Here is a 14,682-nt window from a genome sequence, read left to right as displayed (position 1 = left end):
GTGGGGCGGTCAGAAGGTCAGTTCCCCGTTCACGATCGCCGCGGACAGCTCGATGCGGGAGCGGTACCCGGTCCGGGAGAACAACCGGCTCAGCCGTCCCTCGACGCTCTTCTCGCTTGTGCTGAGCGCCGCGGCGATCTGCTTGTTGCTCAGCCCCTCGGCCGCGAGCGTCGCCAGCAGGCGCTCGTTCTCTTCGACCGTGTTCCGGCGGCCGGGGACGACGACGCCGTGGGCCCGCATCAGCGTCCGTGCCTTCGCGCGGTGCAACAGCGTCCCCAGTTCGCCCATCAGCGCGTAGGCCTCGCTGAGCAGAGCGGGATCGGCAATGCCCCGCCGGACCAGGCGGACGATGGTGAGGGACAGCTCGAACGGCTGGTCGCGCTCCCGGGCCAGCCGCAGCCCCTCAGCTGCCGCGACCGGGTCCAGCGAGACGATCGCGCGGAGGCACCGCGCGAGCAGCGCGGCCCGGCCCGACGGGAAAGTCCGGGCCAGCCGCTCCGCGGCGGCCAGGTAGCCCTCGGCCGCTTCCCGGTCGCACCGGTCCAGGGCGAGGTCCGTCAGCTCCGCGTAGGCGACGTCGCAGCCGACCACTAGCCCGCGCTCCGCCGCGGCGGTCAGCGCGGTGACGAGCCGATCGACGGCGCGCCGGTCGTCACCCAGGGCGCGGTCCACCCACGCCTCGGTGAAGTCCAGCAAGTGGGCGAGCGCCGGAGCGGCTCCCCGGGCGGTGGCCAGCAGTTCGCGCGCGGTCGTGAGGCGGCCTTGGCCGACCAGCGCGGCCACCGTCGCAAAAAACATCCCGGTCGTCGCGGCGGCGGAACCGGCGACGGCCCGCGTCGCCACCGTCCGGCAGGCCAGCTCGGTGGCGAACCCGAGGTCGCCGCGCAGGATCGCGGCCATGGTCCGGTTGGCGGGTCCGGTCGTTTCCCAGCGGAGTTCTTCGGCCGCCAGCAGCTCTTCGGCGCGGCGGAGCTCGCCGTTGACGAGCAGACCGGTCACGTGCTCGTCGACCTGCGCGACGCGGTACCGCTCGACCGTGCGCAGCGGCCACCGCGCACGATCGCGGAGACTTTCCTCGAACGGCTCCGGCCGGCCCTGCCACAGCGAGCCGACCGTTTTTACCAGCCGCGCCAGGCCTTCGCGCGACCGCGGAGCGCGGGCGTCCCGGTCGTCGGCGTCCGCCCACCGCACGGCGTCGGACCAGCGGTCCAGCCGTCCGCAAGCGAGCGCCCGGAGCACCGGCCGGGAGCCGGCGCCGCCGGGCAGCCGCCGGTTCCCGGCCGCGAGGTCGCGCAGCGACGCGACCTCGCCGAGGCCGCCAAGACCGTGGATGAGCAGGAACTGGGCTTCGAGAACGGCGTCCGGGCTCAGCTGGTCCTCGAACTCGGTCAGAACCTGCCGCGCGGTGTCCATGCTGCGCTCGTGGTCTCCGAGGCGGTGGTAGCTGGTGGCGAGCAGGACGAGCACCTCGGCCCGCAGCGCCCGGTCACCGGCGAGCCCGGCCGCGGCCTCGAGCCAGCGGCAGGCCGAGCCGGGGTCGGTCTCCCGGACCTGGGCGGCGCGGGCGATCAGTTCTCCGGTGCTTCGCCCGGGATCGACGAGCCGGCCGGCATCGGCCACGAACGCGGCCCGCTGATCCGGGTCGGGGCACACCTCGGCGTCCGCCCACAGGAGCCGGGCCGCGGCCGCCGCCAGCGTCCGCCGCTCGTAGGCGCCGCAGGCCGCCGCCAGTGCGGTGGCCAGGTGCGGAACGGTGAAGCGCCGACTCGCGCCGCCACGTCCACGGTGGACGAAGCCGGCCGCGCGCAAGGTCTCCCAGCGATCCAGCACATCCTGTTCCGCGGCACCGATCACGGCGGCGGCCGGCCCGGCGGCGGCCGGGCCGAGGGGGAACAGCACCGCCAGCGCTTTGGCCGCTTCCCAGACCGCCGGGCCGAGTTCGCGGACTGCCTCGACGCAATCGCCGGGCCGGACCGGCGCCGCGGCGGTCGCGCCGGGGGCCAGGAACGCGCGCCGGTCCACGATCCGGATGGCGCCCCGGTGGCGCAGCGCGTCCGTCGCTTCGGTCGCGGCGGCCCGGACACCGCGGCTCACCGCGTACAGGTGGTCGACGAGCGCCGGCTCGGGAGCGGCCGCCAGCACCGCCTTCACCTGTTCCGCCAGCTCGAGCCGGGTCAGCGGCCGCAGCCGCAGCGTGGTGACCAGGTCCTCCTTGCGGAGCCGGGCGAGCACGTCCGGACCGTACCGGGCGGCGGCGCCGCCGAGGGGGACGCGCACCGTGCCGATGCAGGTCAGCTGCCCGCCGTCGGACAGCCGGATCAACACCTCCAGCACCGCCAGGGAGTCCCGGTCGATCCGGTGCAGGTCGTCGAGCAGCAGGACCGTGTCGTCGCCGGCGCGTCGCAGCGCCGCGGCCGCGGCGTGGGCCGCGCGCAGCGCGATCGCCGGCTCGTCGGCGGCCCCGGCGACGGGACCGATGGTGGCCCAGGCCGGTTCGCCGCGGACCGGTCCCCGCAGCCGAGCGGTGGCGACGTCCCACCGGCCGTGCTGATCGAGGGCGAACCTGGCCGGGACGACGTCCCCGGCGGCGGTGAACCGCAGTGCCGACACGTGCCGTCCCTCGGCTTCGTAGTGCTCGGCGAGGCGCGCGAGCGCGGTCGTGCGACCGGTGCCGGAAAACCCGGTGAGCAAGACCAGCGGTGTTCCCGCCGTGCGGACGGAGTCGAGGATGTCCTCCATCCCGCCATCATCGGCGCGCCCCGGTGGGGAACCGGGGCGGAGAAGGGACCTTCGTCGGCGATCGTGCCCGAAGGTCTCCCATTCGCCCGCCCCGGGCGGCCGCCGCGGCCATCCGGACGTCTACCGGAGTGGATAGAGATTTCCTTGAGTCCCGGGTGGTCACCTGGGAGCTCCGACCGACCGTCGGTGCGCGTGACCGACGAAGGAGAGCCGCAGCGTGAGCCAGAACGTCATCATGGTCACCCAGACGCCGGGGCACGGGTACCGGCGAATCGGGGACGCGGTGGCCGGAGCACCGGAGGGCGCCCTGATTGTCGTGGCTCCGGGGCGTTACGTCGAGAACCTGACGGTTTCCAAGCCGGTGACCATCACCGCGGAAGACGGCGCCGGGACGGTGACGATCTTCGCCAAGACCGGGGTCGCGGTGACCTCGACCGCCGCCTCCGCCGCGCTGTCCGGGATCACGGCCGTGTCCACCGACACCGACAACCCGGCGGTGTTCGTGGGCCAGGGCCAGCTGAGCCTCACCGAGTGCACGCTGCAGGGCGTGGGCTGGTCCACGGTTTTCGCTTCGGGCGAGGGCACGATCCTGATGCGCGGCTGCGAGGTGGGCAACGACACCGGGGCCGGCGTCGTGGTGACCTCGCCGCACGGCGGAGTCCTCGAGTCCTGCCGGTTCGGCGAACTGGGGACCTCGGCGGTCGTGGTCGCCGACGACGGTGCGCTGCTGATGCGGGCCTGCACGGTCGACAAGGCGGCCGGCAACGGCATCTGCCTCAACGGCCGCGGCCGCCTGACGGTAGAGGACACCACGATCACCGGAACGGGCAAGCCCGCGGTCGCGGTCGAAGAGCAGGCGACTATGGTCGCGAAGCGGCTCACGGCGTCCGAAGTGGACGGTATCGGCTTCTACCTCGCCAGCAGTGGCGAGGTCACGCTCGAAGACTGCGTCGCGGAGCACGTAGGGGCCGAGGGGGTGTTCGTCGCCGAGGGTTGTAAGCCGTCGCTGTTCGGGTGCCGGGTTCGCGCGGCCGGGTCGCGGGGAGTGCACTTCGCCGCGCGTTCGGGTGGCTTCTTCAACAACTGCGAAGTCGCCGACGTCTCGGGCGTCGGGGTGAACGTGGCCGAACGTTCCGCGCCGGAGTTCGATCAGCTCTCCGTTTCCGGCTGTTCGGCTGCCGGGTTGCGGCTGTCCGACGCGGCCGACCCCTTTTTCCGCAGGCTGCGCGTGCGTGGCTCGGACGGCGTCGGCATCGTGGTCGAGGACGGCGGGCGCGGCACGATGGAACATGTCGAAATCGACGGTGGCACCGTCGGGTTGCGGGTCACCGGCGGTTCGCGCCTTTCGGCGAGCGGGTTCAGCGTGCGGAACACCGCGGACGCCGGGGTGGTGGTCTCGGAAGCCGCTCTTTCGCTGGCCGACAGCGCGATCGACAGCGTCGGCGGTGACGGGGTCCACGCGGGTTCCGGTGCGACGCTGTCGATCCTGCGCTGCCGCGTGCAGAGCAGCGCGGGTGCGGGCTGCCGGTTCGCCGACGGCGCGTCCGGCACAGTGACCGAATCCGAGTTCTCCCGCGGCCGGTCGGACGGGATCGTGCTCGACACCGCGGAAGCGGTGCGGGTGTCGTCCTGCACCGTGCGCGACAACTACGGCAGTGGCGTGCGCCAGGTCCGTCCCGGCTCGTCGATCGAGGTGCTCGACCTGATCACGTCGGGGAACTCGACCCCGGACGCGTTCGGCACGTCCGCCTCCGCGGAGGTCGCGGAACCCGCGCCGCCGGCGGCCGCCGAGCGCTCGAAGACGGACGGTGACCCGCTCGTCGAACTGCAGAGCCTGGTGGGCCTGGCCGGGGTGAAGCGCGAAGTGACTTCTCTGATCAACCTCAACAAGATGGCGCAGCGACGGCGCGACGCCGGGTTGTCGGCGCCGCCGATGGCCCGGCACCTGGTGTTCGCCGGCGCGCCCGGCACCGGCAAGACCACCGTCGCGCGGCTGTACGGACAGGTGCTCGCCCAGCTCGGTGTGCTGCGGGAAGGGCACCTGGTGGAGGTGGCCCGGGCCGACCTGGTCGCGCAGATCATCGGTGGCACCGCGATCAAGACGACCGAGGCGTTCACCACCGCGCTCGGCGGTGTCCTGTTCGTCGATGAGGCGTACACGTTGAGTTCCGGACAAGGCGGCAGCGGGCCCGACTTCGGCCGGGAGGCGATCGACACGCTGGTGAAGCTGATGGAAGACCACCGGGAGGACGTCGTCGTCATCGCCGCCGGCTACAGCACCGAGATGCAGCAGTTTCTTTCCGCCAACCCCGGAATGGAGTCCCGGTTCAGCCGCACGATCGAATTCGCGAACTACACCGCCGAGGAGCTCGTCACGATCGTCCGGTCGCAGTGCTCGAAGCACGACTACCAGCTGGAGGACGACCTGGCCAAGGCGTTGGAGGAGTACTTCGAAGCGATCCCGAAGGACGGCACGTTCGGCAACGGCCGGACCGCCCGGCGGGTGTTCGAACGGATGACCGACCGGCAGGCTTCGCGGCTCGCGGAACTGCCCTCGGCGAGTGCGGCCGACCTGACCCTGCTCACGGGCGCGGACCTCGATACCGGTGCCTGAGACGACGACGTTGCCCGCGCGCGGTTGCCGCCTCCGCCAGGAGGAGGACGCACCGCCGGGGCAGGAGGCAAGATGAACAGCTCCGTTCCCCAGCCGACCGACGGCTTCGTCACCGACCGCCGGGGGCCGCACCTGCTCATCCGCCGGGCCGACGAGACCGAGCTGCCCGGCGGCGCGGTCGGTTGGCCGGCGCCGCTTCCCGGTGACGTGTTCGTGCTGGTGTCAGCGGCCGCGGCGCAGGACGAGTCGCTTGTCACGCTGCTGCCCTCGGTGCTGCACCGGGAGGTGGCGGTGGGCGGAGACGTGCGTTCCGTGCGCATCGGCTTGCCGGGGCTGGCGGCCGACCCGCTGGTCCCGCAGGCGCTCGCCGATGTGCTGCACATGGCGGTCTTCGCGCCGGAGGGCGATTTCACCGCACAGCCGGGAGCGGCACTCTACGCCAGCGGCGGTGGCTGGCTGCGCTTCTGCCCCGGTGCGGTGCCGGCGCCCGCCGGGCGCCGGCACCCGCTCCCGCGCTGGGAAAGCTCGGTCCCAGCGGAACCGGTCGCCGAGGGTGACGTGGTGCTCGAGCCCGTGCCTGCCGGCGTACTCGTCCGGGACGGCCACGCCCAGCGGGCGGCCGGCGGCCCCGCGTTCGCGGTTCCGGTGGATCCGCAGGTGATGAGGATCGTGGTGGGCGCGGGCGGCCGGGTGCCGGAACCCGCGGCAGCCGCTGCGGCCGTCCGGTCACTCGACGTCCCGGTGCAGCTCATGGTGCTGCCTTCGCCGGCCCGGACTCACTCCTGGCTGCGCGAATTCGCGAAAGTGCTCGCGCGGGACGTCGTCGTGGTGGCGGCTTCCGCCGCGGGCCGGGGGACCGACTGCTTCGCGCCGTTCGCCTCGACGCTGCGCCAGCGCGCCGACGGCGGGCAAGAGGTGCTCGAGGCGATTTCGCCGCTCCGCGGCTGGCACCGTCGGGACCGCACCGGCTACCGGTTCGGGGACGTCTCGGCCGACGTCGTGCCGTCCGGCTTGGCGCTGCGCACCGGGGCGGCCGATCCCGCCGCGGCCCGGTCGCCGTTCGACCCCGGAAACTGGACGTTGCACCTGGGCACGCCCGGCGAGCCGATCGCACCCGAGGTGCTCACCGCGGCGGAGGCACTGCTCGGAGAACTCGACCCGCGGCTTCGCACCACCGCCCGCCTGAGGCTGGCCGGCACCCTGGACGACCGGGCGCGTGAGTTGCTCGGCGAGCTCCCGGGCCGCCCGGCGGCAGCCAGGGCACCGTCGGCGCCGGGGCGACCCGGCGCATCCGCGCCGCCGGCCGGTCGCCGCCGGCCAGCACCGGCTTCGGCTCAGGGGCCCGCGGTCACTCGTGGTCCGGGCTCGGAGCGGGACGTGGCTATGGCTTCCGGGCCGGCTTCGGCTCAGGCCCCCGCGGTCACCCGTGGTCCGGGCTCGGCCCACACCCCCGGCCTGGCTTCGGTGCAAGGCCCGGCGGTCACTCGTGGTCCGGCGCCAGCCCAGGGACCGATCATGCCGCCCTCCGCCCTGGTGACCGGGCCGCCGATTCCCACGGTCTCCGGCGCGCCCGGACCGGCCGCTGCGAACGCACCGGCCGCGCCCGCGGAAGCCGTTCCGTCCGCGCCTCGGCCGCCGCACGAGGCCGCAGCCTCGGCGTCCGTGGAGAGCGCGACCGCCGAATTCGGCACGGGAGCCCGCCGGCCGGCCGGCGCACGACCCAAGCCGCCGGCCGGTGCCGAGCCGGTGCCGGACGTGCCCGCACCCGCCGCGTCGTCCGAGGCCGCCGCACCGCCGGCCCGGCCCGCGGTCCTCACAGGCAAGGAACTGGTGGTAAAGGACCGGGCGAGCACCGCCGCCGAGCAGGCCCGCTTCACCACGGCCGCCGGTGAGGCGTACGGCGAAGCGCTCGCCACGGTGAACGCGGCGCTGGCGACCTGGCCGTCCATGCGGCACGAGGAACCTGGCGCAAAGGCCGACTTCGTGGCGGTCTGCCTCTACCTGGGCCGCGGTGCCGGAGGTTCCGCCGAACTGGGTGCCGCGGTGCGCGCCGGATCCGGCGGCGAGCTCGAGGGACAGGTGCCTTGCCTGGTCTCGGGGCTGCGCCGGCTGCCCACCCATCGGCGCGCGGTGCTGCGACAGGGCCGCGCCGGACAGTCGCCGGAAGGCGCGGCGGAACCCGGCGCGGTGCTGACCGAACCGGGCTTCCTGGTCGGGAGCACGGATCTGGACGTGACCGTGCCCGACGCCGGCCTCGACATCCTCATCTGGCCCGCTTCGGCTCGGCGGACGTCGGAGCTGCGGATCGGGCATCCGGTCAACGAAGTCGTCTTCTTCGCCGGTGCCCGGTTCAAGGCACTGGCCGTGCGCACCGCGGAACCGGTCGAGGACCCGGAAGACGGCGCCCTGGCCGCGCCGAGGACGGCGGCGCTGTTCCGCGAGCTCGCTCCCGGCGAGCAGGTGTCGGCCACGGGAGAACTCGACGACCAGGACCTCGCCGCACTGGCCAAACTCGACCAGGCGCTCGAGCGACGGCACCGGAGCGCGCTGCGGGTGGTCGACGAACCGGAGGTGCTGGAGCGGATCACGACCTCCTTGCTCGAGTGGCGGGCGGAAGCCGCGTCCCGCGCTCAAGCGGGCAACACCATCACGCTGGCCTCGTGACCAGCCGTCGGAAGGGAGATCGGGCGATGAGCGGAAAGACCGGCCTGCGGTTCCCGCGGCGTTCGGCGGGACCGGCCGTGCTGCTGGTCGCCGGACTGCTCTGGGCCGTCCTTCCCCCGGCCGTCGCGGCGGCCCAGTCGGCCCCGGCTCCGTTGCCGGCCGACCAGAAAGGTTGTTTGCCCGCGCCACCCAGCTCCGAGCCCGGTGTGCCGTGGGCGCAGCAGTGGCTCGCTCCCGAGCGCGTCTGGCCGCTCACCAAGGGGGCCGGGATCACGGTCGGCGTGGTCGACACCGGCGTCGACGCCAAGACGCCGCAGCTGTCGGGCGGCCGGGTCCGGCGCGGCCTCGACGTCGCCGCTCCCGGTGGGAAGCCCGCGGACGACGACTGCTTCGGGCACGGCACGTTCGTCGCCGGGATCATCGCCGCGGGCCCCCGCCCGGGCACCGGGTTCGCCGGGATCGCGCCCGACGCGAAGATCCTGCCGATCCGGTGTGCCATCGTCACGCAGGACGGGTCACCGCCGACCCTCACCGCGGTCGAAATGGCCGACGGCATCCGGGCCGCGGTCGACGGCGGCGCGCGCGTGGTCAACATTTCGGCCAGCACCGACGCTCCGGACCAGGACCTGGCCGACGCGGTCCAGTACGCGGCCGACCGGGACGTGGTCGTCGTGGCTTCGGCGGCGAACAGCGCCCAGCAGGGCGATCCGGTGACCTACCCGGCGTCGTACCCGTCGGTGATCGCCGTCGGGGCCGTCGACAGCACCGGGAAGAAGGCGGACTTCTCCCAGACCGGCAAGTTCCTCTCCGTCGTCGCGCCCGGGGTGGGCGTGACGAGTGTCGGCCCGCGGGGTGCCGGCCACTGGCTGGGCAGTGGCACCAGCTACGCGGCGCCGTTCGTGGCGGGGGTCGCCGCCCTGGTGCGCGCCTACCACCCCGAGTTGAACGCCGGTCAGGTCAAGCGGCGGTTGGAGCTGACCGCCGACCACCCGGCGGCGGAGCTGCCGGACCCGGGCCTGGGCTGGGGCACCGTGAACGCGATGGCCGCGGTGTCGACCGTCCTGCCGGAGGAGTCCGGGGCCCGGCTGCCGGTGGTCACCGCCGAGCCCGCTCCGCTACCGCCGGCCCGGTCGGCCGAAGGCAGCGGCCCGGTCGTCGCGCTGGCCGCGGCGATCTCGGTCCCGGTGATCGCGCTGCTGGCGGTGCTGGTGTCCGGCCTCCTGCGCGGCGCCCGGCGGCGTCGCTGGATGCCCGCTCGGGTCGCCGAGGTTTCCCGCCGGGCCGATACCGGATAGGAGCGGTGCACAAGGGCAGCGTGTTTCGCCGAATCGCCCCTGCCACGAGATTGACTTGGGACTGGCCCCTGGACTTTGGAAGCCTGGGGAAAAGAGAGGAGCACGAGCGATGTTTCCGGAAGGTGTGTTCGACGGGGACGGCGGCGTCGAAGAGGCGCTGGCGGCCTTGGAGCGCGAACGGCAGAAAATCGGCAAGCTGAGCGAAATGTGGCGCGAGGGGCGGACCACGATCCGCGCCAAGGACCAGTCGCTTTCGATGACGTTCGACGGCCGGGGCGAGCTGATCGAGCTCGTGTTCAACGAGTCGAAGTACCGGTCACTCGCGCCGGCGCAGCTGGCGAACGTCGTGCTGGAGACCTTGCGGCGGGGCAAGGCCGAGTGCATGGCGAAGATGTCGGAAGTGATGGGCACCGGCGGTTCGGGCATCGACTACGGCGAAGTGGCCGCGGGCAAGGCTGATCCGCAGCAGGTGCTGGAGTCCCTGATCGGGCCGATGCTCGGCAGCGTGGGCTTGGAGCGCCGGGACGGGGGGCGGTCCTGATGACCGAGAAGTTCCGGCTGGACCAGGGCGCGATGCAGACCATGCTGATTAAGCTCGGGGTCGCGGGTGACGACCTCGCAGGCGCGCTTACCAGCCTCAACGGTGCCATGGAACGGTACGAAGGGTGCTGGGGCGAGGACAAGACAGGCAAGAAGTTCGCCGAGGGTTACGTGGAGAGCGCGAGCGGAACCCGGGACACGCTGGGCCAGGTGCCCACGAGCATGCACGACGCGGCCGAAGGCATCAAAGCCGCGATTTCCCAATTCACGACGCTTGACGAGGACAACGCTGCTTTGTTCGACCAGCAGCTGGCCGAGTCGATGCAGCAGCAGGAAGACGGCCAGGGCAGCTGACGCCCGGCCGTAACCGTTTTTGGTTTTTCTTCTGGAAGGGGGTGGGTGGTGTTCGAGTCGGGTGATGGCCGGTGCATCCGCCTGCTCATTTGCAGAAGTTTTTGAAGGTGACGTTGGGGATGGCGTGGCCTGAGGGCAATGTGCGGAGTATGCGTGCGTTGTCGCAGGCGTGGGCTGATGTGGTGCCGGTGTTGTCGGGTGTGGCGGAGCAGGTGCGGGCGAGGTTGACGGCGAGCGGTGTTCCAGGTCTGACGCCGGACCTGGTCCAGAGCGTCGGTGGCCCACTTGACCCGATGGAACGGATCGGCGCAGCGGACCGCGTCCGGGCCGGCGGATCCGCTCGACGTGGTGTTGCGGCTGGTTCTGCAGGGCCGGGCCGAGGTCGAGCACATCCAGCTGCTGCTGCGCGATTCGTTGTTCGACATCGCGATGAACGGTGACGGCAGTCCGCTGGTCACCCAGTCGCCGGACGACATCCGGTGTGTCGTCGTGGCGACCGGCGAGCCGCACCGGCGGCGGATCGCGTCACCGCATTGGCGGCGGATCGATCTCGGTGAGCTGATCGAGCTGGTCGGCAGTGAGCTCGACGTGCTGTTCAACCCCGGCGGACCGGCGGCGGTGCGGCTGAACGGGGACTTCATGCGCGACTCGCTGGCGATGACCGACGAGCGGGTCGCCGAGCTCTACGCGAACAGCGGCCAGGACGGCTCGGGGCTGCGGGTGATTCCCTGGGAGCCCGGGCATAACGCGCCGGAAGCAAAGTGATCGATTACCCGAAGGGAATCGGCGCCGCCGGCATTGTCGCCTCTCGATGCGGCCAAACGGAGCCGCAAGGAGTTTTGGACACCGTTGGCTGCCCCTTGGTGCCGAGGCCTGGCTACCGGTATGACAACGTTGTTACGATGCTTTGGTGGCTATTTGCCATGATCTGGGCGGTAGTTTTCGACGAGTGAGGTGACAATGTCTCCCGTGCTCACGGGCAAAGTGGTTCGGTTCGATGATGTCCGCGGTTACGGCTTCGTCGAGCCGGACGAGGGAAATGAAGACCTTTTCATTCACGTGAACGACCTTGAGTGCGACAAACGCTTGATCGTGCCGGGGGTGCGGGTCCAGTTCGCCGCCGAAGAGGGGCAGCGGGGCCTGAAGGCGTCGCGGGTGAGCTTGGCCGAGCAGTTGGCGGAAGTGCCGGCCGCGCGTGTGCAGCCCGCCGCTCCCGCCGCTCCCGCCGCTGCCGTCGCCGCTCCGGCCCCGGCGCCCGCTGCGGTGTTCGACGACGACATGGCGTGCGACGTGCTCACCCCTCAGGAACTTGGGTACGAACTCACCGAGGCCCTGCTGGCCGGTGCGCCCTTACTGACCGGGAGCCAGATCGTCGAGGTGCGGCGCATCGTCGTCGAACTGGCACGCCGGCACTGCTGGATCGACGAATAACCACCGACGCGCATGGGTTTCGGCCGGGGAGAACCAGGAGGGGGCGGTGACGATGCTGGCAGCTCCGGAAGATGTCGGGCAACTGCGGAGCCTGGAATCCGAGATCACCGATGTTCGCCGGTACATTCGCAGGCACCAGGCCGCCGCCGATCCCGATCGGCTGTGGATGCAGCTGGTCTGGAGTGACCTCCTGCTGGAGCAGTGGTCGGCTGTCGACCGGCGGACCCGGGATTTCAGGTCGCCAGAAAGTAGCGAGCGGGAGGTGCCGGGCCGCCGTCGGATGATCCGGGCCCTGCCGAACGCGGTGGAACCACTTACCCGGGTCGGCCTTGGTGTCTGCCTCCAGGGCGCTCCGGATCTGCTCGTCGTGCCGGACTCGGTCAAGCCGTTGCCGCAGGTCGATGTGTGCGTGTACGCGACCGAGCAGGTGGACGACGAAGTCATCCGGCTGCTGCGGGTGTCGGCCCGGCGGTTCGACGCTCCGGCCGTGCTGGTGGCGAACCGGATGGGCAAGGCCGATCTCGACGTGCTCGCCGGCTGCCGCGTGCTCGCCCTCTTGCCCAGGGTGGCGGCTTGCAGCACGCGGCTGACCGATACCGTCCGCGCGGTGGCGACCGAACACCGAGTCCCGGGGCCCGATCTGCTGACCGAACTGCGGCGGTTCGCCGGGAACAGCTGAGCCGCCCACTGGCGCCATCCGGCCCGGCCGTGAACTGCTTCGGCCGGGCCGGATCCCGCACCTTCGTTCAGACCGCGGCTTCCCGGCGAGCCGGCAACGTCCGGTAGAGCGCCGAGACGACCGCGGCCGTGACCACGACGTGCATCAGCATCAGGCCGACGACGTTGCCCGCGGTAGCCCCTTGGCCCAGGAGCAACAGGTCGGGGATCCAGGTGATGACCAGGGCTACCGGCACGACGATGCGCAAGGCGCTGGGGCGGAAGCGAAGGATCAGCAGCCAGCCCAGTGCGCCCACCACCACGCCGATGAGCGTGAGGGACAGGTATGCGGCGGGCATCAGACCCATATCCGTGCCGTGTGTGTCGATCGCTTTCGCGATTAGGGCGACGAGTGCGTTGACGACCATGGCTGCGACCGCGGCCGCGGCGAGCCGGGGCACGACATTCCTGGTGTCGCCGGATGACTTTGCCATTGTTACTCCTTGAGCTCTCTTCCGGGCCGACGGAAATGCCGCCGTGAACTCGTGCTTTTGTAACACGAGCCGTGCTATTCCGAAGCTGGAAGTTCGGGCACAAAACCGTGAAATAGGTGCCGCTGCCGCGCGTTCGCGGCGGACTGGGCCGCTGAGCCGGGCCAGCGGGACGCGCTGGCGTCGGCGACGTTCACCGGTTCGAGCGGGAAGGGGGTATTCGTCAGTGATCGTGCCCGAAGGTCTCCGTATCCCGGCGGCGCGGCCCGGGATGAAGGTTTTCTTGAGTCGTCGATGGTCGGATAGCCCCGAACGAGTGACAGGTAGACAAGACGATGAAGGAGATTCGACGCGTGACGCACCTCATCGTGGTCACTCCTGCGTCGGAGCCCAGCTGTCCTCTCTGGACAATGCGTGCGCCGAGCGGGGTGCAGGCACCGTGACAGTGCGCATCCGGACCGGTGCACCCGTGCCTGCGGACGCCGGTACCCCGGTGGTGTCCCGCCTGCGCGGGCTCTTCGCCCGCGCCCGGTTCGGGCCGGTGCGCTGCGGCGGCGAGTTCCGCGGTGGCGCTGGTGCGACCACCGCCACCTCCTCGGCGGTGCGAGCCTGCGCCGGCGGTGATGCGGACGGTCGTGTACGTCGGATGGCAGGAGACGGCATGGCACTCTCCTCCCAGTCGCGAGCCGAGGATTTCGCCGTCCGACGGCGGGGTTCGGACCTGCTGATCCACCTGCCCGGCGAGGCTGCACCGGCCGCTCGGGCAGTGCTGCTCCCCGGGCACGTCTTCGTGCAGATCTCGGCCGCGGCGGCCGCGGCGCCGGCGCTGTCGACGGCGCTGCCGTCCCTGCTGCACCGGCACGTCGCGACGGACCGCACCGTCCAGGCGGTGCGGATCGGCCTGCTGGGCTTGGCCGCGGATGGCCGGTTCCCGCAGGCGCCGGCCGAAGCGCTGGTCGAGGTCTTCCTCCCGAACGGAGAGTTCGCCGCGGACGCCGGAGCGGCGCTCTACGCGGCCCGGGGCTGGCAACGCTTCCAGCCCGGAAAACCGCCGTCCTTCGGCGGGGACCGGCATCCGGTGCCGTCGTGGGAGACCGAACTGCCCACCGAGCCGGTCACGGCCGGAGGAGTGGCGCTCAATCCGATATCGGCGGGCGTAGTGATCTGCGGCGCGGGCGAGCGCTCGGCGGCCTCGCACGCGCTGGTGTTCGCGGTGCGGGTCGATCAGGCTGCGGCTCGCGTCGTCGTCGGGGCCGACGGCCGGGTACCACCCGCGACCGAGGTGGCCGCGGCGGTCGCGCACTTGCTTTTATCCGGCCACGCTCTGCATCTGGTCGTACTGCTGTCCCCGGCTCGCGCGGACACCTGGCTGCGCGAGTTCGCAGCCGCGCTGGGACGCGACGTGATCGTGGCGGCCGCACCCGCCGGCGGATGGGGCGACGATCGGTTCGGGCCGTTCATGTCCCTGGTGCGGCAGAGTCCGGGCGATGGCCAGGAAGTGGCGGTGGCGGCACCACCCCCCCGGTGGCAGCGCCGCGACCACGCTGCCTATCGCCTCGGCGCGGACGTGGTGCCCTCGGGCGTGGTGGTGCGCACCGGCCGCCTCGACCGGGTGACGGCGGGACTCCCGCACGACCCGCACGGCTGGACGTTGTACCTGGGCAGTCCCGGTGCACGGGTGTCCCCGGAACTTCTCGCTGCGACAGAGGACCTGCTCGGGGAGCTCACGCCGAAGGTCCGGGCCGTGGGCCCGCTCCGGCTGCTCGGCCGGTTGAGCATCGAGGCGACGGCTCTGCCGGACGATCTCGGCCGTTACCAGGCCGAGAGATGGGAACTGTGATGCGGCGGAGCGCGCCAGCCGAATCTGGGCAGTAGCGAAAAAACTGATCGTGACCGT

At 72.0% G+C, this 14,682-nt stretch carries 11 protein-coding genes and 1 pseudogene; 9 read left to right on the top strand and 3 right to left on the bottom strand.

All coding sequences use genetic code 11. From position 1 onward, the window contains the following. Positions 1–9 precede the first annotated feature (9 nt). Complete coding sequence (locus AB0N03_RS36495) at positions 10–2,739, bottom strand: AAA family ATPase (protein ID WP_364381773.1); 2,730 nt, start codon at positions 2,737–2,739, stop codon at positions 10–12. Positions 2,740–2,956: 217 nt separating this feature from the next. On the opposite strand from AB0N03_RS36495, the gene AB0N03_RS36490 reads away from it, so the two are divergent. From AB0N03_RS36490 to AB0N03_RS36470, 5 genes are all read left to right on the top strand, one after another. Then, positions 2,957–5,353 (top strand): right-handed parallel beta-helix repeat-containing protein, encoded by a 2,397-nt coding sequence (locus AB0N03_RS36490; RefSeq protein ID WP_364381770.1) that lies wholly within the window; start codon positions 2,957–2,959, stop codon positions 5,351–5,353. Positions 5,354–5,425: 72 nt separating this feature from the next. Next, entirely contained in the window at positions 5,426–8,017 is a 2,592-nt protein-coding gene (locus AB0N03_RS36485) for a hypothetical protein (RefSeq protein ID WP_364381767.1), read from the top strand. A 26-nt stretch (positions 8,018–8,043) separates the two neighbouring features. Beyond that, positions 8,044–9,312 carry a type VII secretion-associated serine protease mycosin gene (gene mycP, locus AB0N03_RS36480; protein WP_364381765.1) on the top strand — a complete coding sequence of 423 codons (1,269 nt, stop codon included), beginning with the start codon at positions 8,044–8,046 and terminating at the stop codon, positions 9,310–9,312. A gap of 109 nt (positions 9,313–9,421) precedes the next feature. After that, positions 9,422–9,853 carry a YbaB/EbfC family DNA-binding protein gene (locus tag AB0N03_RS36475; protein ID WP_364381762.1) on the top strand — a complete coding sequence of 144 codons (432 nt, stop codon included), beginning with the start codon at positions 9,422–9,424 and terminating at the stop codon, positions 9,851–9,853. After that, positions 9,853–10,206: a hypothetical protein gene (locus AB0N03_RS36470; RefSeq protein WP_364381881.1), complete on the top strand. Its 354-nt coding sequence runs from the start codon at positions 9,853–9,855 to the stop codon at positions 10,204–10,206. Before AB0N03_RS36475 ends, AB0N03_RS36470 begins: the two co-directional genes overlap by 1 nt. 230 nt (positions 10,207–10,436) lie before the next feature. Here AB0N03_RS36470 and AB0N03_RS36465 read toward each other — a convergent pair. Continuing rightward, positions 10,437–10,532: pseudogene (locus AB0N03_RS36465) on the bottom strand (transposase); the annotation flags it as partial. A gap of 19 nt (positions 10,533–10,551) precedes the next feature. On the opposite strand from AB0N03_RS36465, the gene AB0N03_RS36460 reads away from it, so the two are divergent. From AB0N03_RS36460 to AB0N03_RS36450, 3 genes are all read left to right on the top strand, one after another. Continuing rightward, the gene (locus AB0N03_RS36460; RefSeq protein ID WP_364381759.1) at positions 10,552–10,971 is read left to right on the top strand and encodes a type VII secretion system-associated protein; all 420 of its coding nucleotides are present in this window, start codon (positions 10,552–10,554) and stop codon (positions 10,969–10,971) included. Between the two features lie 195 nt (positions 10,972–11,166). Then, positions 11,167–11,637, top strand: a complete 471-nt coding sequence (locus AB0N03_RS36455) for a cold shock domain-containing protein (protein ID WP_364381756.1) — start codon at positions 11,167–11,169, stop codon at positions 11,635–11,637. A 46-nt stretch (positions 11,638–11,683) separates the two neighbouring features. Then, positions 11,684–12,316, top strand: a complete 633-nt coding sequence (locus tag AB0N03_RS36450) for a hypothetical protein (RefSeq protein ID WP_364381753.1) — start codon at positions 11,684–11,686, stop codon at positions 12,314–12,316. Positions 12,317–12,383: 67 nt separating this feature from the next. Here the strand turns inward: AB0N03_RS36450 and AB0N03_RS36445 are convergent, their stop codons facing one another. Continuing rightward, positions 12,384–12,788: a DUF6069 family protein gene (locus AB0N03_RS36445; RefSeq protein ID WP_364381750.1), complete on the bottom strand. Its 405-nt coding sequence runs from the start codon at positions 12,786–12,788 to the stop codon at positions 12,384–12,386. 658 nt (positions 12,789–13,446) lie between these two features. On the opposite strand from AB0N03_RS36445, the gene AB0N03_RS36440 reads away from it, so the two are divergent. Then, complete coding sequence (locus AB0N03_RS36440; RefSeq protein ID WP_364381747.1) at positions 13,447–14,625, top strand: hypothetical protein; 1,179 nt, start codon at positions 13,447–13,449, stop codon at positions 14,623–14,625. The last annotated feature ends 57 nt before the right edge of the window (positions 14,626–14,682 follow it).

The organism is Amycolatopsis sp. NPDC051061 (assembly GCF_040682935.1).
Lineage (GTDB): Bacteria > Actinomycetota > Actinomycetes > Mycobacteriales > Pseudonocardiaceae > Amycolatopsis.
This window is presented reverse-complemented; position numbering and strand designations above follow the sequence as displayed.